Source organism: Salinicola lusitanus, from assembly GCF_038648475.1.
Lineage (GTDB): Bacteria > Pseudomonadota > Gammaproteobacteria > Pseudomonadales > Halomonadaceae > Salinicola > Salinicola lusitanus.
This window is the reverse complement of record NZ_CP151919.1, coordinates 2872010-2889918: the sequence shown is the minus strand read 5'-3', so window position 1 is coordinate 2889918 and position 17909 is coordinate 2872010. Positions and strand designations below refer to the sequence as shown.

Annotated in this window: 18 protein-coding genes and 4 tRNA genes; 13 read left to right on the top strand and 9 right to left on the bottom strand. The window is 63.8% G+C overall.

The genetic code is table 11. From position 1 onward, the window contains the following. Window positions 1–18: 18 nt before the first annotated feature. The 4 genes from AAGT95_RS12945 to AAGT95_RS12930 form a co-directional block, all read right to left on the bottom strand. A tRNA-Gly gene (locus AAGT95_RS12945) sits at window positions 19–93 on the bottom strand. 51 nt (window positions 94–144) lie between these two features. Then, window positions 145–220 (bottom strand) — tRNA-Glu (locus AAGT95_RS12940). Between the two features lie 114 nt (window positions 221–334). Further along, a tRNA-Gly gene (locus tag AAGT95_RS12935) sits at window positions 335–409 on the bottom strand. 38 nt (window positions 410–447) lie between these two features. Further along, window positions 448–523: transfer RNA gene (locus tag AAGT95_RS12930), tRNA-Glu, on the bottom strand. Between the two features lie 166 nt (window positions 524–689). Here AAGT95_RS12930 and msrB point away from each other — a divergent pair. Beyond that, on the top strand, window positions 690–1088 hold the full coding sequence (gene msrB, locus AAGT95_RS12925; RefSeq protein ID WP_110600811.1) for a peptide-methionine (R)-S-oxide reductase MsrB: 399 nt from the start codon (window positions 690–692) through the stop codon (window positions 1086–1088). A 291-nt stretch (window positions 1089–1379) separates the two neighbouring features. Here the strand turns inward: msrB and AAGT95_RS12920 are convergent, their stop codons facing one another. After that, window positions 1380–1781 (bottom strand): lysozyme inhibitor LprI family protein, encoded by a 402-nt coding sequence (locus AAGT95_RS12920; protein ID WP_342594036.1) that lies wholly within the window; start codon window positions 1779–1781, stop codon window positions 1380–1382. A gap of 297 nt (window positions 1782–2078) precedes the next feature. Here AAGT95_RS12920 and AAGT95_RS12915 point away from each other — a divergent pair, with 297 nt between their 5' ends. The 10 genes from AAGT95_RS12915 (at window position 2079) to AAGT95_RS12870 (ending at window position 11112) form a co-directional block, all read left to right on the top strand. Next, complete coding sequence (locus AAGT95_RS12915) at window positions 2079–2309, top strand: hypothetical protein (RefSeq protein ID WP_110600807.1); 231 nt, start codon at window positions 2079–2081, stop codon at window positions 2307–2309. A gap of 368 nt (window positions 2310–2677) precedes the next feature. After that, window positions 2678–3622, top strand: coding sequence for a ribosome biogenesis GTPase YlqF (gene ylqF, locus AAGT95_RS12910; protein ID WP_342594035.1), 945 nt, complete (start codon window positions 2678–2680; stop codon window positions 3620–3622). A gap of 163 nt (window positions 3623–3785) precedes the next feature. Further along, complete coding sequence (locus AAGT95_RS12905) at window positions 3786–5012, top strand: pyridoxal phosphate-dependent aminotransferase (protein WP_342594034.1); 1227 nt, start codon at window positions 3786–3788, stop codon at window positions 5010–5012. A gap of 205 nt (window positions 5013–5217) precedes the next feature. Beyond that, on the top strand, window positions 5218–6120 hold the full coding sequence (gene htpX / locus AAGT95_RS12900; protein WP_110600802.1) for a protease HtpX: 903 nt from the start codon (window positions 5218–5220) through the stop codon (window positions 6118–6120). A gap of 280 nt (window positions 6121–6400) precedes the next feature. Next, complete coding sequence (codB, locus tag AAGT95_RS12895) at window positions 6401–7663, top strand: cytosine permease (protein WP_342594033.1); 1263 nt, start codon at window positions 6401–6403, stop codon at window positions 7661–7663. Window positions 7664–7799: 136 nt separating this feature from the next. Further along, a complete protein-coding gene (locus tag AAGT95_RS12890; RefSeq protein WP_342594032.1) occupies window positions 7800–8321 on the top strand; it encodes a DUF3455 domain-containing protein in 522 nt (173 codons plus the stop codon). Window positions 8322–8462: 141 nt separating this feature from the next. After that, window positions 8463–9041 (top strand): sigma-70 family RNA polymerase sigma factor, encoded by a 579-nt coding sequence (locus AAGT95_RS12885; protein WP_240612376.1) that lies wholly within the window; start codon window positions 8463–8465, stop codon window positions 9039–9041. Continuing rightward, on the top strand, window positions 9038–9790 hold the full coding sequence (locus AAGT95_RS12880; RefSeq protein ID WP_342594031.1) for an anti-sigma factor: 753 nt from the start codon (window positions 9038–9040) through the stop codon (window positions 9788–9790). Before AAGT95_RS12885 ends, AAGT95_RS12880 begins: the two co-directional genes overlap by 4 nt. Before the next feature lie 138 nt (window positions 9791–9928). After that, on the top strand, window positions 9929–10351 hold the full coding sequence (locus AAGT95_RS12875) for a MarR family winged helix-turn-helix transcriptional regulator (protein ID WP_110600793.1): 423 nt from the start codon (window positions 9929–9931) through the stop codon (window positions 10349–10351). An 11-nt stretch (window positions 10352–10362) separates the two neighbouring features. Then, entirely contained in the window at window positions 10363–11112 is a 750-nt protein-coding gene (locus AAGT95_RS12870) for a siderophore-interacting protein (RefSeq protein ID WP_342594030.1), read from the top strand. A gap of 58 nt (window positions 11113–11170) precedes the next feature. On the opposite strand, the gene pdxB is transcribed toward AAGT95_RS12870, so the two are convergent. After that, a complete protein-coding gene (gene pdxB / locus AAGT95_RS12865) occupies window positions 11171–12322 on the bottom strand; it encodes a 4-phosphoerythronate dehydrogenase PdxB (protein ID WP_110600790.1) in 1152 nt (383 codons plus the stop codon). 225 nt (window positions 12323–12547) lie between these two features. On the opposite strand from pdxB, the gene AAGT95_RS12860 reads away from it, so the two are divergent. After that, a complete protein-coding gene (locus tag AAGT95_RS12860) occupies window positions 12548–12823 on the top strand; it encodes a WGR domain-containing protein (protein WP_110600785.1) in 276 nt (91 codons plus the stop codon). A 16-nt stretch (window positions 12824–12839) separates the two neighbouring features. On the opposite strand, the gene rlmKL is transcribed toward AAGT95_RS12860, so the two are convergent. Next, entirely contained in the window at window positions 12840–15029 is a 2190-nt protein-coding gene (rlmKL, locus tag AAGT95_RS12855; RefSeq protein WP_342594029.1) for a bifunctional 23S rRNA (guanine(2069)-N(7))-methyltransferase RlmK/23S rRNA (guanine(2445)-N(2))-methyltransferase RlmL, read from the bottom strand. Between the two features lie 253 nt (window positions 15030–15282). Here rlmKL and rmf point away from each other — a divergent pair, with 253 nt between their 5' ends. After that, on the top strand, window positions 15283–15492 hold the full coding sequence (gene rmf, locus AAGT95_RS12850) for a ribosome modulation factor (RefSeq protein ID WP_110600781.1): 210 nt from the start codon (window positions 15283–15285) through the stop codon (window positions 15490–15492). Window positions 15493–15600: 108 nt separating this feature from the next. Here the strand turns inward: rmf and AAGT95_RS12845 are convergent, their stop codons facing one another. Then, entirely contained in the window at window positions 15601–16632 is a 1032-nt protein-coding gene (locus tag AAGT95_RS12845; protein WP_342594028.1) for a quinone-dependent dihydroorotate dehydrogenase, read from the bottom strand. A gap of 174 nt (window positions 16633–16806) precedes the next feature. Continuing rightward, window positions 16807–17907 carry a hypothetical protein gene (locus tag AAGT95_RS12840; RefSeq protein ID WP_342594027.1) on the bottom strand — a complete coding sequence of 367 codons (1101 nt, stop codon included), beginning with the start codon at window positions 17905–17907 and terminating at the stop codon, window positions 16807–16809. Between the last annotated feature and the right edge of the window lie 2 nt (window positions 17908–17909).

The following is a 17909-nucleotide window of genomic DNA, read 5'->3' as shown; positions in this document are numbered from 1 at the left end:
CTTCAACAACTACTAAACTGGAGCGGGAAAGGAGATTCGAACTCCCGACCCTCGCCTTGGCAAGGCGATGCTCTACCACTGAGCTATTCCCGCTGAATGATGTCGAGACCTGGGTCCGACGAGATGATCGAGTGATCATCGAAGTGGCGTCCCATAGGGGGTTCGAACCCCTGTTACCGCCGTGAAAGGGCGGTGTCCTGGACCACTAGACGAATGGGACGCAATGGAGCAGCAGAGCTGTTCCGATACTACCTAAAGTTGGAGCGGGAAAGGAGATCGATCGGACCGGCGCTCCGGCTCACGACCCTCTCTTACGCTTCCAGTACCGCAAAATTGGAGCGGGAAAGGAGATTCGAACTCCCGACCCTCGCCTTGGCAAGGCGATGCTCTACCACTGAGCTATTCCCGCACCGTAACCTTCTACCTACACGACTTCGCTGAACCAAGTGGCGTCCCATAGGGGGTTCGAACCCCTGTTACCGCCGTGAAAGGGCGGTGTCCTAGACCACTAGACGAATGGGACGTGATGTCTCGGCTCCGTCGAAGTGGCGCGTATGTTACTGAGACGATTTTGAGGTGTCAAGCGATTGATTTCACCGATTTTCGCCATAGCCTAATCGGGACTGGTCAGGGCATGGCAAATGGCCTGTAATGCAGTGAGCGAGTCGAAGCGATAAGGAGAACTGGCTATGGGTAAGGTACAGAAGACGGAAGCCGAATGGCGTGAAAAGCTCACCCCCGAGCAGTACCACGTTACCCGCGAGAAGGGCACCGAGCGTCCATTTACCGGCGACTACCAGGTCGAGGCGGTTCAGGGTATCTACCACTGCGTCTGCTGTGGTGCGCCGCTGTTCGAGAACGAGCACAAGTTCGAGGCGCATTGTGGCTGGCCGAGTTTCGACCGGCCCCTGGCAGCCGCCTCGGTCGAAGAGCATCAGGACGACAGCCATGGCATGCGCCGGATCGAGGTGACCTGCCGACGTTGCGACGCTCACCTGGGTCACGTCTTTCCGGACGGCCCGGCGGAAACGACCGGCCAGCGTTATTGCATCAACTCGGTAGCGATCACCTTCCACGCCGGCGAATAGCACACCGAACGACCTATTCGAGCGGGCGGGCACCCTGCTGGAATGCTAGGGCCTGTTGGCCCATCCAGCATGAAGTAGCGACAAAGCCCATGGTTATGGGCTTTGTCCTCACACCTCTTTTCAGGCTTTGAGCGTAACAAAACATACCTTGGCGCTCGGCTTGCCCCAGTCTTGTCCCGCCACCCCTCGATATCGCGGAGGCTGGCTGCGGCGCTAGCTCGCCAATACCTAAAGTGAATCGCCTCTGGCCCCGGGACACGGAAATCAGAAGTGGCGACAGGAATCGTCCCTTCATTGCCTAGGCACTGGGCAACTGACATCGCCCTCCTCGCAATCCGAATAGCTCTCCAGTGTCTCCGTGCGCTGCCGTGTCAGCTCTTCAAGGCAGCCTGCCTTCACCATCCCGTTGATGCTGCCCCCGGACGTCGGCGCACTGACAAATTCACATTCGGCGTCGCGAAACCCGATCCAGGCTCGCTGGGCGGCTCTCAGGCGCTCCTTGGCGTCTCCATCGAGCCGGCCCATGATATCGGCATAGGTGGTATTCAGCGCCTTATCCGCGGCTTGGTACTCGTCGCCCGCACAGGCGTTCATCTCTTGCTGCGTAGCGGCGTCGTCGCACGACTGCGCCGCTTGAGCCAGTCCGCACAGACCCGCCAGGGCCAAGCCCGAAATCAATAGGAAACCACGCATTCGTCACCTCGCTTCGCTGTTCAAAGACATTCCCTGATCACCGTAACCAACGGCCCACCGGCTTACTCGTAAACCATAGTCTCAGGTACCTCCACCAGCCCGCTCGAGCCGGACTCCTGGTCATGTGGATTCTGGCCATTGGTCGCGTCCGACTGGAGTCGTCAGCAATGTGAACTGTCGTGGTGTGCTCCCCCGAGACGTCGTCGTGACCCTCCGCGGGTCGACTTGTGTGCAATAGCTGGCCATGCCGTCAGTGGTCTACAGTCGGCGTTCCAACACTCCGCAAGGGCTGACCACATGGCCACAACCGACGAAAAGCTGGACGCGATCCTGCTGATGCAGGCCGAGATCCTCGGGCGCCTCGAGGCCACGGGTGTCTACCGAGCCGTGGTGACGGACGAAGATCCCCGCGTGGCCGCACTGCAGGCGCTTGGCGATACCTCGATGGAGCGTCCGTCGGCCCGCGTCCGCGCCGAAATCGATGCCATCGTCGAAAAGGCGGCTCACTGGGGACGATCCGTCAGTTGAGTGCGCTTGCCAGAGTTCATGCCGCACGCCGCCGGCCCTGCCAGACTCGCCACACCATTGCCTGCTGGTCGCTGACGGCCCATGGCAGTCTGGCCTTCGTTGCCAAGCAGATGAGGCTCCGGGATTACGCCATGCTCATGGGAGCTATGTGAAGTGGATCGACTCCAAGAGCCGATCCGAGGCTGCAGGGGCCTGGAACGGGATGAAGCAATGGGGCGCCTTGGCCCACGGATGCCCCACGCGTCAGCAGCTTGAAGCAGCAGACCACCCAATACGGGCCTCCAGCACACCACCTCAGCATCCTGCTAGAATGTCCGCCCGCTTGCCGTTGGGCGCGGCACGATTCGAAGAACAGGCAGGAGAAGATCATGCTCGGCTGGTATCCCGGACACATGAACAAGGCGCGGCGCCAGATCACCGAGGCGCTGCCGGAGATCGATGTGGTGATCGAGGTGCTCGATGCCCGCCTGCCCTACTCCAGCGGCAACCCGATGCTGGCAGAGCTGACCGAGCATAAACCCGTACTGAAAATTCTCTCGCGTGCCGACCTGGCCGACCCCGAGGCCACCCAGGCGTGGATCGCGCACTTCGACGCTCAGCCGGACAGCCGCGCGATTGCCGTCACCACGACCCAGGCGCGTGAACTCAAGCAGATCCCGGCGCTGTGCCATGAACTGGCTGGCCAGGTACGCGCCGACCGCGATGTGCGCGTGATGGTGATGGGCATTCCCAACGTAGGCAAGTCGACGCTGATCAACGGCCTCGCCGGGCGCAAGATCGCCAAGACCGGTAACGAGCCGGCCGTGACCAAGCGCCAGCAGAAGATCCGCATCGACGGACGCGTCTCGCTGATCGACACCCCCGGCGTGCTGTGGCCGAAGATCGAGGATCAGGCCAGTGCCTACCGGCTGGCGGCCAGCGGTGCCATCCGCGATACCGCGATCGAGTACGTCGATGTCGCCATCGTCTGTGCCGCCGAACTGGCCAAGCGCTATCCCGATGCCCTGCGCGAGCGCTACCGGCTCGGCGAGCTACCCGTCTACGTGGCGCCGACCGAGACCGATAGCGTCGATGCCGACGGTCCCAGGCTGGTCGACTTCCAGGCCAGGGCGGGCTTCGACGGTCACGCGATCATGAACGAGATCGCGCGCAAACGCGGCGGCCTGAAGGCCGGAGGGGTGATCAACCTCCACCGTGGCGCCGAGGTACTGCTGCATGAACTGCGCGACGGCAAGCTCGGCCGGTTGACCCTGGAGCTGCCAGCGGATATTCCCGATCCCGTCGAGGAAGATATCGACGCCGCCGAGCACTGACCCCACCATACAGATGCACCGAAAATCCTTCCGTTTCTGCCTCTTGCGCCGCGCCAGCGCGGCGTTATGCTGGGAATCGGTGACACAGCCCACCGGGGAATAGCCACTTCCCGCCCTCTTCAACCCGCCTGACGTTTTAGGCTGTGCAGCTTACGGAACTTCAATGAACAGCCCCATTCGGAAATCGCACAAGCTCGACAATGTCTGCTACGACATTCGTGGGCCCGTTCTCGATCATGCCAAGCGCCTCGAGGACGAAGGCCATCGCATTCTCAAGCTCAATATCGGCAATCCCGCGCCCTTCGGTTTCGAAGCCCCCGAGGAGATTCTCCAGGACGTGATGCGCAATCTGCCGACGGCCCAGGGTTACTGCGACTCGAAGGGGCTCTATTCGGCGCGCAAGGCGATCATGCAGGAGTGCCAGCGCAAAGGAATCCCGGGCGTGGGCATCGAGGATGTGTTCATCGGCAATGGGGTTTCCGAGCTGATCGTGATGGCGATGCAGGCGCTGCTCAACGATGGCGACGAGGTGCTGATTCCCGCGCCGGATTATCCGCTGTGGACCGCCGCGGCGAATCTCTCCGGCGGCCATCCGGTTCACTATCTGTGCGACGAGAACGCCGGCTGGTCACCGGATATCGCCGATATCCGCGACAAGATCACGGCGCGGACGCGCGCGATCGTGCTGATCAACCCCAACAACCCGACCGGTGCGGTCTACCCGCCGACGGTGGTCAAGGAGATCCTGGCGGTCGCCCGCCAGCACGGCCTCGTCGTCTTCTCCGACGAGATCTACGACAAGATCCTCTACGACGGCGTCGAGCATGTCTCCACCGGCGCCCTGGCCGAGGACGACCAACTGGTCGTGACCATGAACGGGCTCTCCAAGAGCTACCGCTGCGCCGGCTTCCGTTCCGGCTGGATGATCCTGTCCGGCGGGCTGGGGAAGCAGAACGCCGAGGACTTCATCCAGGGCCTCACCATGCTCGCCTCGATGCGACTGTGCGCCAACGTGCCGGCGCAGCACGCGATCCAGACCGGCCTCGGTGGCTACCAGTCGATCAACGACCTGATCCTGCCCGGCGGGCGACTTCTGGCTCAGCGCAACGTCGTGCATGAAAAGCTCAACGCGATCCCCGGGGTCTCCTGTGTCAAACCGATGGGGGCGCTCTACGCCTTTCCGCGGCTCGACCCGGAGGTCTATCCCATTCATGACGATGCCCAGATGGTGCTCGACCTGCTGCTGCAGGAGCGTATCCTGCTGGTTCAGGGTACGGCCTTCAACTGGCCGACGCCGGATCACGTGCGCATCGTGACCCTGCCCTGGGCCGATCAGCTCGGCGACGCCATCGACCGCTTCGCCCGCTTCCTCTCACGTTATCGCCAGTGATCCGTGGCGGTGGCCAGTCACCGCCACATGACAGGGCCGCGCATTTCGACGCGCGGCCACGCCCCCTCTTGAAACCTATTCACGAAAGTCGTATCTAACGGTTCATAACCGCCTGATTACCAGGTATTAACGAACAACGAACTAATCATAAGCCGGCGCACGACATGACGCCGGCCACGCTTTCCACGACTGAGGGTAAAGACCGATGATGCGAATCATCCTGTTCCTGGCAACCAACCTGGCGGTGATTCTCGTCGCCAGCATCACGTTGCGACTACTGGGCGTCGAGCCCTATCTCAACGCCAACGGGCTGAACATGAACAGCCTGCTGATCTTCTGCTTCGTGTTCGGCATGGCCGGATCGCTGGTATCGCTGTTCATCTCCAAATGGATGGCGAAGATGAGCACCAAGGCCAAGGTGATCGATCAGCCCGCCAATTCCACCGAGCAGTGGCTGCTGGACACGGTGCGTGAACTGGCGCAGCAGGCCAATATCAAGATGCCGGAAGTGGCGATCTTCCCGGCCCAGCAGTCCAACGCCTTCGCCACCGGCTGGAACAAGAACGACGCTCTGGTAGCGGTTTCCCAGGGGCTGCTCGAGCGCATGCGCCCCGAGGAAATTCGTGCGGTGCTGGCGCATGAGATCGGCCACGTCGCCAACGGTGACATGGTCACGCTGGCACTGATCCAGGGGGTGCTGAACACCTTCGTGATGTTCTTCGCGCGGGTGGTCGCCCAGGTCGTCGACAGTTTCCTGCGCGGACGCGACAACGGCGGCGGCCTGGGCTTCATGGGTTATTTTGCCGTCGTTATCGTCGCCGAGATCGTATTCGGCCTGGTGGCGTCGATCATCGTCGCCTGGTTCTCGCGCTTCCGGGAGTATCGTGCCGATGCCGCCGGCGCCAAATATGCCGGCAGTGGCGCCATGATCAACGCCCTGGCCAGATTGAAATCCGAGACCAGCCAGCCGGACCAGATGCCCGATTCGTTGACGGCCTTCGCCATCACTACCGGGCAGACCCGCAAGATCATGGAGAAACTGTTCGCCAGCCACCCGCCATTGGATGATCGAATCCGGGCGCTGAAGGAATCCGCCTACCGGGAGTGACATCCGTTCGGCGATGCCCGAGATGCTGCCAGCCCCCTCCAACGCCCCGCCCTGTGCGGGGCGTTGGCTTATCCGGATAGCCACCCGAGCCGGGTCCCCTCTCGTAGTCCCCTTTCGGCAAACCGACGACTCGATCCGGCTTGTTCTGCACCACAGGCGTGCAGACCTGGCGCCCAGGCCAGGCCGTCGATTCGTGGAGAACGTGGATGGATAACCCTTTTCCGCGGCGCGGCATACAGCTTGCTTGGTCAGTCCCGACCGCCCTAGTGAGGATCGACCCATGGCCCTGCCCCAAGCCGACAATGACTATCCGCTGAGCGAAGTGCCTGGCGACGCACGCAAACCCTTCGCATCGCTGGCGCTACTGTTGCTGGGTTTCACCTTCTTCACCGCAACCATGTTCGCTGGCGGCCAGATCGGCGCCGCCTTCTCGTTCACCGAGCTGTTGGCGTTGATCGTGGTGGGCAATCTGCTGCTGGGCATCTATGCCGCGGCAATCGCCGGCATCGCCGCCCACTCCGGGCTCAGCACAGCGCTGATGTCACGATTCGCCTTGGGCGAGCGCGGCAGCGCGCTGTCCGATCTGCTGCTCGGCGTCACCCAGGTCGGCTGGTACGCCTGGGGCGTGGCGACCATCGCCAACGTGCTGGTATCGACATTGGGGCTCGCACCAGGCTGGGCGGCTCCGTTGATGGTGCTGTTCGGTATCGGCTTCTGTCTCACCGCCTTCATCGGCTACCGTGGCCTGGCGCTGCTATCCAACGTGGCGGTGCCGGCGATGGCGCTGCTGATCGCCATCAGCATGATCATCGCCTGGCGCGATGGCGGCGGCTGGAGCGGCCTGACCGCCATCGCTCCCAGTTCAGAGCTGGGCTGGGCAGCCGGTATCACCATCATCTTCGGCACCTTCGTATCCGGCGCAACGCAGGCCAGCAACTGGAGCCGTTTCGCGCGTACACCACGCCAGGCGGTCACGGCGACCCTGTTGGCGTTCTTCATCGGTAATGGCCTGATGGTGCTGATCGGCGCCGTGGGTGCTCTTGTCTACCAGCAGCCGGATGTGGTCGAGGTACTGATCCTGCAAGGCCTGACCACCGTCGGCTTGGCCATGCTGTTCCTCAACCTGTGGACCACGCAGGACAACACCATCTACAACTTTGCCGCCGCCGGCTGCAACCTGCTGCGCACCCGCCAGCGCGGCTGGGTGACGCTTGGCGGCGCGGCGATCGGCACGCTGCTGGCGCTGGCCGGGATGGATGCGCTACTGGTGCCCTTCCTGATCGCGCTGGGTACCTGCATCCCACCACTGGGGGGAGTGATCATCGCCGATTACCTCTTCCTGCGTCGTGGCCACTACCCCAGACTCGACGCGGCCGTATTGCCGGCGTTTCATCTTCCCGGGCTCGGCGCCTATGCGTTGGCAACCCTGGGCGCCTGGTTCTCGCCATGGGCGCCGCCGCTGGTCGGTATCGCGCTGGCGGTGGCGCTCTATCCGCTGTGCTGTCGCTATCTGGGCCAGCACTCGCTGAAGCCGGCCCTGTAACTCCTCGGCAAGGCTCGAGCCCATGTCGCGCCATTCGCGAAAAAAATCGAGCCCGGCTGCATCCGTCTCTCCTAGCCACGTGTATCCCCAGTGCAGGACATGAAGTCCTGACCTATTCACGCTCGGAGAGACGCCAATGAAAACTCGACAACTAGCCAGCGTTACCCTGACCGCCGCCCTGCTGGGTGGTTTCAGCCTCGCGGCGCATGCCAACGACGTCCCGGCGGACGTGCAGGTCCCGGATGGCAACGAGATTGCCATGGAGACGGTGGGCGTCGGCGAGATCACTTACGCGTGCGAGATGAAGGATGGCGCCCACGAGTGGGTGTTCAAGGGTCCGGATGCCAAGCTCAACGATGCGGACGGTAACCAGGTCGGCAGCTACTACGGCCCGCCGGCGACCTGGGAATCCAGCGACGGCTCCAAGATCACCGGTACCCAGCTCGCCACGGCCCCCGGCGGCGATGGCAACATCCCCTTCCAGTTGGTGGAAGCCAACCCGGCAGAGGGTGATGGCCACATGTCCGGCGTCACCTACGTACAGCGCCTGAATACCCAGGGTGGCGTAGCGCCGGATATGGCCTGCAGCGCGGACAACGTCGGCGACGAAGAGGTGGTCGAGTATCAGGCGGACTACCTGTTCTGGAAAGCCAGCTGATCCGACAACGCGGATGACCGGCAGCGCCCGCTGATCACGACGGCGGGTCATTGCAGACCAGCACGGGCTCGCCATGACGAGCCCGTGTTGCGTAGTATGAGATGTCTTAGCCCCAGCGGGGTGCGCTTCAAGGAAGTTCGTGTGACAGACGACGTAGCAGCGTTCAATCCGTCGGCAGCCGATCATGGCGCCCTGCTCGAGGCTTGCGCCAGGGGAGAGCGCCAAGCGCTGCAGCAGCTCTATGCACAGGAAGGGTCGCGCCTGCTGGGTGTGGTCGTACGCATCGTCGGCGATCGCGGTATCGCTGAAGACATCATTCACGACGCCTTCGTCAATATCTGGAACAAGGCGCACACCTTCGATGCCACTCGTGGATCAGGCAAGACCTGGATCTTCAGCGTCGCGCGCCACCTGGCGCTCAACCATGTCAGAACCCGGCACCGGGAAGTGACCGTGGACGACGAAACTGCCGACAGGCTCGACGCCGAGCGCGCTCACGAAGTGGAGACGGACATGCAGGATCATTTCGACTGGCTGGGTCACGGGGATCTGGATCGCTGCCTGGCGCAACTGGCGCCCGAGCGGCGTAACTGCCTGTTTCACGCCTATGTCGACGGCTTCAGCCACCCGGAGATCGCCACACGCATGGATCGCCCTCTCGGCACCGTCAAGGCCTGGATCAAACGCAGCCTGGCTGCACTGCGCGAGTGCCTGTCATGAGCGATCGTTCGGCGTCGTCGCCTCCGCCCGGCCCGGAGGAGACCGACGATCTGGCAGGCGAGTACGTGCTTGGTACGCTGAGCGCCGAACAGCGTCTCGATGTCGAGCGTCGCCTGCAGGAGGACACGAAATTGCAGGAGGCGATATGGGCTTGGGAGAGACGCCTCCAGCCCTATACGGCAATGGTCGAGCCGATCGCGCCGTCAAGCCGGCTGTGGCAGCGCATCTCCCGCACGCTCGATGATCGGGAGACTTCTCGATCGTCGGCGGAAGAGCGCGCCACGCGTCCGGGCGGGCTGCTGAATCGACTGTGGCATGACCTGACCCTGTGGCGAGGCGTGAGTCTCGCCAGCATTGTCGTCGCCATCGGCCTCGCCGCCATGCTGGCACTCGGCCCCGGGCAGACGCCCTCCTCTCGCTATCTGGTCGTATTGATGACGCCTCAACATACGCAAGCCGGCTGGATCGTGCAGGCAAGCTCACCGCAACGGATCAGCCTGAAGCCGATCGGCACTTTCGAGGTGCCGCCCGGCAAGGCGCTGGAGTTCTGGACCAAGGCGGACGACTGGAGCGGTCCCGTCTCGCTGGGCCTGGTCGAGCCCGGCGAGACCAAGCAGCTGTCGCTGGACGACCTCCCGCCACTCGAGGACAACCAGCTCTTCGAACTGACTCTCGAGGACGATTCCGGGTCCCCGCTCGACCGCCCGACCGGACCGATTCAGTTCATCGGCCGCGCCGTCGAGCTGTAATTCGCCACCTCCCCGCCGCTGGAAGGCCGCGCCCTTGATGGGCGCGGCCAGCTTCCACCCCAGCGCCAATGCGAATGGTTGACATTCGCCGACGCCAAGCGCCTAATTGGTTGACACTATCAACCAATTAGGCGCGACATGTCCGAGACGACGGTCGGTGAATCCCTGCATCAGCTCATGCATGCCTACAAGCGGGCGCTGCGCCGGGCCTATACCGACGCCGGTCTGGACCTCACCGTTTCGCACATCCGCACGCTCAAGGCGATCCGCGGCCAGATGCCCTGCACCGCGCAGGACATCGCGCATCGTACCCAGCGCGACAAGGCCCAGATCACCCGGCTGCTTCGTGACCTGCTCGATGCGGATATCGTCGTCAAGGCACCTCATCCGGATGATCGTCGCAGCCAGATGCTGTCGTTGACCGGCCACGGCCGGGATTTGCTGGCACGTATCGATGCCTGCGAACGCGAGGCCCACGAGCAGCTCTCGAGCGGGATGACGCGGACGGATCTGGAGGCGTTTCTGCGCCTGTCGCGGTTGATGATCGCCAACCTGAGGTAACGAGAGTCCCGATGCCCAAACCCGCCCCCAGACATTACACCGTCCTGAATCGCCAACTCATCACGCCCCACATGCTACGGCTGACGTTCGGTGGAGAAGGGATGACCGAATTTCCCGACGATCAGGAGAGCGCCTATGTCAAACTGATGGTGCCTGACGGCGAAGATGACCAAGGCAAGCCCCGCACCGTGCTGCGCACCTACACCGTTCGCCGCCAGCGTCCCGACGAGATCGACGTTGACGTCGTACTGCACGAGGATGGCGGCCCGGCCGCGACCTGGGCGGCAGCGGCGCAACCGGGCGACACGATTCTGATCGGTGGCCCGGGATCCGTGAAACGCCTGCCGGAAGAAGCCGACTGGTATCTGCTGGTCGGCGACATGACGTCGCTGCCGGCGATCGGTGCCAACCTGGAGCGTCTGCCCCCGGAGGCCAGTGGGTACGCCATTATCGAAGTGACCAGCGAAGCGGATATCCAGTGGTTCGACCTGCCCCGCGGCATGCGGATCAACTGGCTGATCAACCCGCACCCCGGCAGCGACAGCGACCGTCTCGTCGCGGCCCTGCGCGAGTTCGACTGGCTTCCGGGCGTACCGGGAATCTGGGTCGCCTGCGAGTTTTCCGCCATGCGCAAGCTGCGTCGCCACCTGATCGACGATCGCGGGGTGGACAAGCGAGCGATGTACATTTCGAGCTACTGGAAACTGGGCGCCAGCGAGGATGGCCACCGGATGGCCAAGCGTGAGGACAGCGACAGATGAGGAAGCGGGGAGCACCGCCTGAGCTGAGTCCACGAGTGGCGGCGCTCTCCGGGCCCGGCTACTTGCCGAGCTTGACGCTGAAGCCGAAGCCCTCCAGGGCGTCGCGCAGGCCGCCCTTGTTCTTCTTCAGTTCGACCCGCAGCGTCTGGAATTCGCGACGGGGGGGATATTCGCGCCGGTAGGCGTCGAATCCCGCCGCCATGCCCAGTCGCCGACGGTAACGATCGAACGCCAGCATGTCCCGGCGCACGTCGTAGCAGGCCCGGGCGCAGAGCGACAGCGCCTCCAGCGGCGGCGTCCAGCTGTGCAGGACGATCTTGCGCAACCAGGGATCGGGCTTGAGCTGGCCGAGCTTCTTGCGCGCCGGCAGGCCGAAGTGTCGCATCACGGCCTGATAGATCATCTCGGTGCCCAGCATCTTGCCGTCGACGCTGTAGCCGGCGATGTGAGGCGTCCCGATATCGACCAGCTCGAACAGCGCCTCGTCGACGGCAGGCTCGTGTTCCCACACGTCGAGGACCGTGCGCAGATCGCCTTGACTCTCGAGACGCTCGCGCAGGGCGTCGCCATCGAGGCAGTCGCCACGCCCGGCATTGACCAGCACCGTGCCCGGCCCGAGAGCGTCGATGCGTCGACGATCCATGAGGTGATGGGTGGCATGCTCGCCGGCGGCCACCAACGGCGTGTGCAGGCAGATGATGTCAGCCCGCTCGATCATCGTGTCCAGATCGACAAAATCCTCCCGCCCTTCGGCCTCGGCACGCGGCGGATCGCAGATCAGACAGTCGACGTCCAGATTGTCCAGCCGCGCCGCCAGGCGACCGCCGACGTTGCCGGCACCGACGATTCCGACGGTCTTGCCGGAAAGCGAGAACCCGTCCTCCTCGGACAGCAGCAGCAGACTCGAGAGCACGTAGTCGACAACGGATTCGGCGTTGCTGCCCGGGGCGCTGGCAAAACCGATATTGCGCTCGGCCAGCAGGCTGGTATCGATGTGATCGGTGCCGATCGTGCAGGTGCCAACGAACTTCAGCTTGTCCGCGCCCTCCAGGAGCGCTTGATCCACCTGCGTGATCGAACGGACCACCAAGACGTCGTGGCCACGAAGAGTGGCCGCGGTCATCTCGCGGCCAGGCTGGCGCGTGACCTCTCCCAACTCGCCGAAGAATTCCTCCGCCAGCGGAATGTTCTCGTCCACCAGGATGCGCATGACTACCCTCTCGTTTCGTTCGAGCCCGGCGTCAGGGGGACCAGACAGCATCGCGATTCGCGCCTTGCGCATCGACACCGGCGTCGATTTCTACGGGGCTTGCTTTACAATGGCGCCTGACGTCGGGCGCGTCGCGGGATTGTTGAGCCGCGACGCTCGGCGCAGCCATATTAGGCCGGCCATTCGCGATGAACAAGCGATGAGCACCAAGCAGCAGGAGTCCGCGTGATCGTCCGTTGGGAAAGTGAGCATGACTACGTCCTGGTCCATCTGCACCAGGACATGTTTGGCGACTGGATCTACAGTCGCGCCTGGGGCCAGATCGGTACCCAGTACGGCGGCCTCAAGCATGCCGTCGCCGACAGCTACGATCAGGCCATGATGTGGCTCGACGACCTCTCGCACATACAGACGGCGCGCGGTTATCGCAAGGTGCTGGAGGCCGAGGACGATACCCCCGAAGGACGGCAGGCCGTGGCCCAGCTGTCGCTACTTGACTGAACACCAGTCCGACGTGTCAGCCCGCGTGGCGGATACGGAAACAGTGATGCAGGTTGGCCCGCCGGGTGAAGTCCGGGTCATAGGTCTGAGCGGTGATCTCCTCGACCCGATAGCGCGACGCCAATGAGGCATCCAGGCTGAAACGCTGCTGATTGTTGGAGAAGATCAGCTCTCCCGCCGGGGCCAGGCGCGCCATGGCCAACTCGATCAGGCGGGCATGGTCGCGCTGGATGTCCAACGTGCCCTCCATCCGCTTGGAGTTGGAGAAGGTCGGCGGATCCATGAAGATCAGATCGAACTCCCCGCCCGCCGTCTCCAGCCAGCGCAGGCAGTCGTCGCGCACGACCCGATGCCGGCCGGGATCGAGCTTGTTCAAGAGAAAATTGTCCTTCGCCCACTCCAGGTAGGTGTTCGACAGGTCAACGCTGACGCTGTCGCCGGCGCCACCCAACGCGGCCTGCACCGTCGCCGTGCCGGTGTAGCAGAACAGGTTCAGGAAGCGCTTGCCGCCCGCCTTCTCGGCCAGGAGACGGCGTACCGGTCGGTGATCCAGAAACAGGCCGGTATCGAGGTAGTCCTTGAGGTTCACCCACAGCTTGGCTCTGCCCTCCGTGACCACGAACCGGTCGCCGCTGTCGCCCTGCTTGCGATACTGCGCCTTGCCGCTCTGACGCTCGCGCTGCTTGTAGTGGATCTGCTCGGGCCGAACGTCCAGGGCAACCGGAATCGCGCTCAATGCATCCATCAGGCGGCGCTGCGCCTTGCCCGGATCGATCGATTTGGGTGCCGCGTACTCCTGGACATGGACCTGATGCCCGTAGACGTCGATAGCCAGCGCATACTCCGGCATGTCGGCATCGTAGAGTCGATAGCAGGACTCCCCGGACTGCTTCAGCCACTTGTTAAGCCGCTTGCGATTCTTCTGCAAACGGTTGGCGAACATCTGCGCCCCCTCGCTCAGCACGCTCTCCCGCGGCGCCGAACGCGCCGGTTCACGCTCCCCGACCGGAGCCCCCGGGGCGGCGATATCGATCAGCAGCAGCTTGCAGTCGAGCGGACCGTTCTTGAACGCGTACTGCTTGTGTGCCCGCAGCCCGAGCCGATGCCCCAGGTCCGGGTTGCCCGTGAACAGTGCCAGTTGCCAGCCCGGGAACTGGCGACGCATCCGTTCACCGAGATCGCTGTAGAGCGCGACCAACTCGGGCAGTTCGCCCAGCCGCTCGCCGTAGGGCGGGTTGGTCATTACCAGCCCGGTCCTGCCCTCCTCCGCCCGGATTTCGGCCGGGCATTCGAGCGCCTTCACCGAGCCGCCAGCCAGCGTGATCAAGGCGGGGATGCCGGCACGCATGGCGTTGCTCCTCGCCGCGCTGATCGCCTGTGGGCTCTGATCCAGGCCGAACAGGCTCGATCGGGCCCGGCGCCGACCGACGTTGGCGCGAGCCTGTGCCTCCCGCTGCAGGACATGCCAGGCTTCAGCATCGAAGTCGGCCAGGATCTCAAAGGCAAACCGTTCCCGATTCAGTTGTGGCGCCATGTCGGCCGCCATCATCGCCGCTTCGATCAGCAGCGTACCGGCACCGCACATCGGATCGACGAGCGGCTCGCCACGCCGGGCCCGCGCCGGCCAGTCGGCTCGCATCAGCAGCGCCGCGGCGAGATTCTCCTTGAGCGGCGCATGGCCCGAGTCACGACGATAACCCCGCTGGTGCAGGCTCGCTCCCACCAGGTCGATGCCGACCAGCAGTTGCCCCTTGTGGAGATGCGCGAACAGCCTGACGTCCGCGTCGCGCGGAGCGATGTCCGGGCGTTCCCAGCCTGCCGCGCGCAGCGCGTCGACCACGCCGTCCTTGACCACCTGTGCGCCGAAGCGCGTATGCCGGATGGCGGGAGACTGGCCGTGGAAATCCACCGCCAGCGTCTGCCCCGGTTTGAGCACCCGCGCCCAGGGCAGGCCCCTGACCGCTTCGACGATCGACGCCGGCGCTTCGCAATTCGTCTCTCGCCCCAGCGTCAGGATCACCCGATTCGCCAATCGCGACCAGAGACAGATCCGATACGCCGTCGCTCGATCGGCCAGCGCATGGAGGCCGGCGACAGTAGTTTTTTGTATCTCGCCGCCCAGTTCGACGACCTCTTCGGCCAGCAGGGCTTCGATCCCCCAGGGGCAGGTGATATGAAGGCTTAACAGGGAGTTATCGTCTTTCATGGCGGCGTCATCCGACCGTTATGGAGCGGTCATATTCCTGTGAATGCAGTGAAGAGAGGCTTTTATGACAAAACGCCTATCGACATCGTTTCTCATTTCGACTAAAGCTAACAGTCGTAGCTACGAAACAACGCATGCGGTTTGCCTGTCCGGACGTTTTCGCGGGCAGTCGGTCGGATTTGGCTCGATGCCGCCCGACTGGCTGTAGTTTTCCTCAGAAGATGCACTTGTTCTGACAAGAGGCTACTACACGATGAAACGACAGAAACGTGATCGCAACCAGCGGGCATTTCTCCACGGCTACAAGGCGGGGGTCGTCGGTCGCTCACGCGACGAATGTCCGAGCCAGGATGTGAATCTGCGCGAAAACTGGATGAGTGGTTGGCGTGAGGGTCGCGGAGACCAATGGGCCGGTATGACAGGCGTCTCGGGTATCCACAAGAATCCTACGGTCATGACATAGTCGTTACGCAAGTTGGTGCCATTTCGGTATCTCAAGGCCCGCCACTGGTGGGCCTTTTTATGGGTCCATCGGTTTCGAGCCCTACCCCGGCTATCGCCGCTCATGGCGTCATTGGCGAACTCGCCCCTCGGGCTGCGTCGCTCTCACGCACTCACCGATCAGTTCGGGCCCGCGATAGATGAAGCCCGTGTAAAGTTGCACCAGGTCGGCGCCAGCCTGGCACTTCTCGCTCGCGCGAACCCCGCTGTCGATCCCGCCTGCGCCAATGATCGGGATGCTCGGCAACAGTCGTCTCAACTCCCGGACCACTGCCGTGGAACTGGCGAACAGCGGCGCGCCCGAGAGACCGCCAGCCTCGTGAGCGTGGGGCATGCCGGTCACGTGCTCGCGCGACACGGTGGTATTGGTCGCGATCACGCCATCGATGTCGTTGGCCTGCAGGGTGTTGGCCACCAGCGCCATCTCGTCCAGTGTCATGTCCGGGGCGATCTTGACCGCCAGCGGTACGCGGCGCCCGTGCTCGGCGTCGAGCCTGGTCACCTCGGCCTTCAAGGCGCTCAGCAGCGTATCGAGGTGGTCACCGAACTGCAGGCTGCGCAGCCCCGGCGTGTTGGGCGAGGAGATATTCACCGTGATGTAGTGCGCCGCCTCATGCGCCTTGCGCAGGCACGTCACGTAATCGTCCACCGCCCGCTCGACCGGCGTGGTCAGGTTCTTGCCGATGTTGATGCCGATGACCCCGTTGTAGCGACTGCGGCGGACATTGGCGACCAGGTGATCGACCCCGGCGTTGTTGAATCCCATTCGATTGATGATCGCTTGCGGCCCGGTCAGCCGGAACAGGCGCGGCTTGGGATTCCCCAGCTGAGGCTTGGGCGTGACGGTGCCGACCTCGACGAAGCCAAAACCCAGCGCGCCGAGGGCATCGAGATGATCGGCGTTTTTGTCCAGCCCGGCAGCCAAACCCACCCGATTGGGGAAAGTCAGCCCCATCACGTCGACGGCCGTGGAAGCGACGTAGGTATCGCCCAGCAGGCCGGACAGACGGGCACGATGGACACTATCCAGCGCGGTCAGCGTCAGGCGGTGTGCGGTTTCCGGCTCCAGCCGAAACAACAGCGAACGAACGAGGGCGTACATGGGAAGTCTCGTCGGTAACAAAGGGAATCCGTGACGGCGGAGGAGTATATCCCACCTTGGCGTCTCGGGACGAACTCGCGGCGGACGACTCGCACGCCGTGGAGAGGTTTCCCTGTCCATGAACGACGAACCCGGCGCCGAGGCGCCGGGTGTCGTGCCGCGAAGAGGCGTGGGTTACCGTGAATCGAGCTGCTGTACGCGCAGGGTGTAGTTGTTGACCGAGTTCATCGCCGAGCCGAACCGCTGGCCCTTGACCCAGACCCGATAGCGACCGGGCTGGAGCTCGGTCTTGATATCGAAGTTGCCATCGGCCAGCGAGCCCTCGTCACTGGCCACCGTGCGACCATCGGCGTCGAGCACCTTGGCCTGGAGGCGGAAGCTGCCTTCGTGACCGGGGAAGGTCGAGCTGGTGACGGAGACCGTACCGGCCTGGGCAACATCGAAGGTGAGCACTTCGCCCTGCTGCAGCACTTTGATGTCGGAGACGATCTCGTCGAAGCTGCTCGGCAGCGGCGCCTGCTGACGCTCGCGGGCGGAGGCACCGGTCGGCGCGCTGGCCTGCCCGGCCGTCGCCGGCTTGGCCGCCGAGCCGGTATTGGCAGTGCCGAAGTCGGGGCCCTTGGGGGCGGCCTCGCCGTTGCCCGCGGCCGCGCCACCGGCAACCGCACCGGCCGCTTCACGTCCCGGCGCGCTGAGCGTCGCCACATCGTCCTTGTCGTCGACGAAGGCGGTGGTGCGGCCGCTGCTGCCGGGACCACCGAACATGATGCCACCACCGTTGTCGACCCCGCCCTGGTCGGCGGTGATCACCTTGCCACTGGCGTCCAGCGCATCGACCTGGATGTTGAAGCTGTTACCGCCGGTCTTGGTGCTGCCGAACTTCTGCCCCGAGACCTGCAGCGTGTAGTTGCCCGGCTCGAGCCGCTGCTCCATCTCCAGACCCCCGGTGTTGCCAAGCCCGCTGCTCTTGGCCAGGACGTTGCCGTTGGCGTCGATCAGCGTGGCCTTGATGCGGTAGTCCTGGGATTCGCCCGGCAGGGTCGAACTGGTGAAGCGGTAGCGTCCGGCCTTGTCGACGGTGAACGGGTGCTGCTGCACGCCACCGAAGAAGAAGCTCTGGCTGCGGGCATCGGAGCTGGACTTGAAGAAGCTGGTCAGGTCGACCTTGGCGGCTGCGGCCTGTGCCTGCTTGAGCGCTTCGCTCTGCGCCATGGCGGGCAGCGCGGTGGCGACACCGACGGCCAAGATAAGGGTGGAAAACGCGCGATACTTCATGG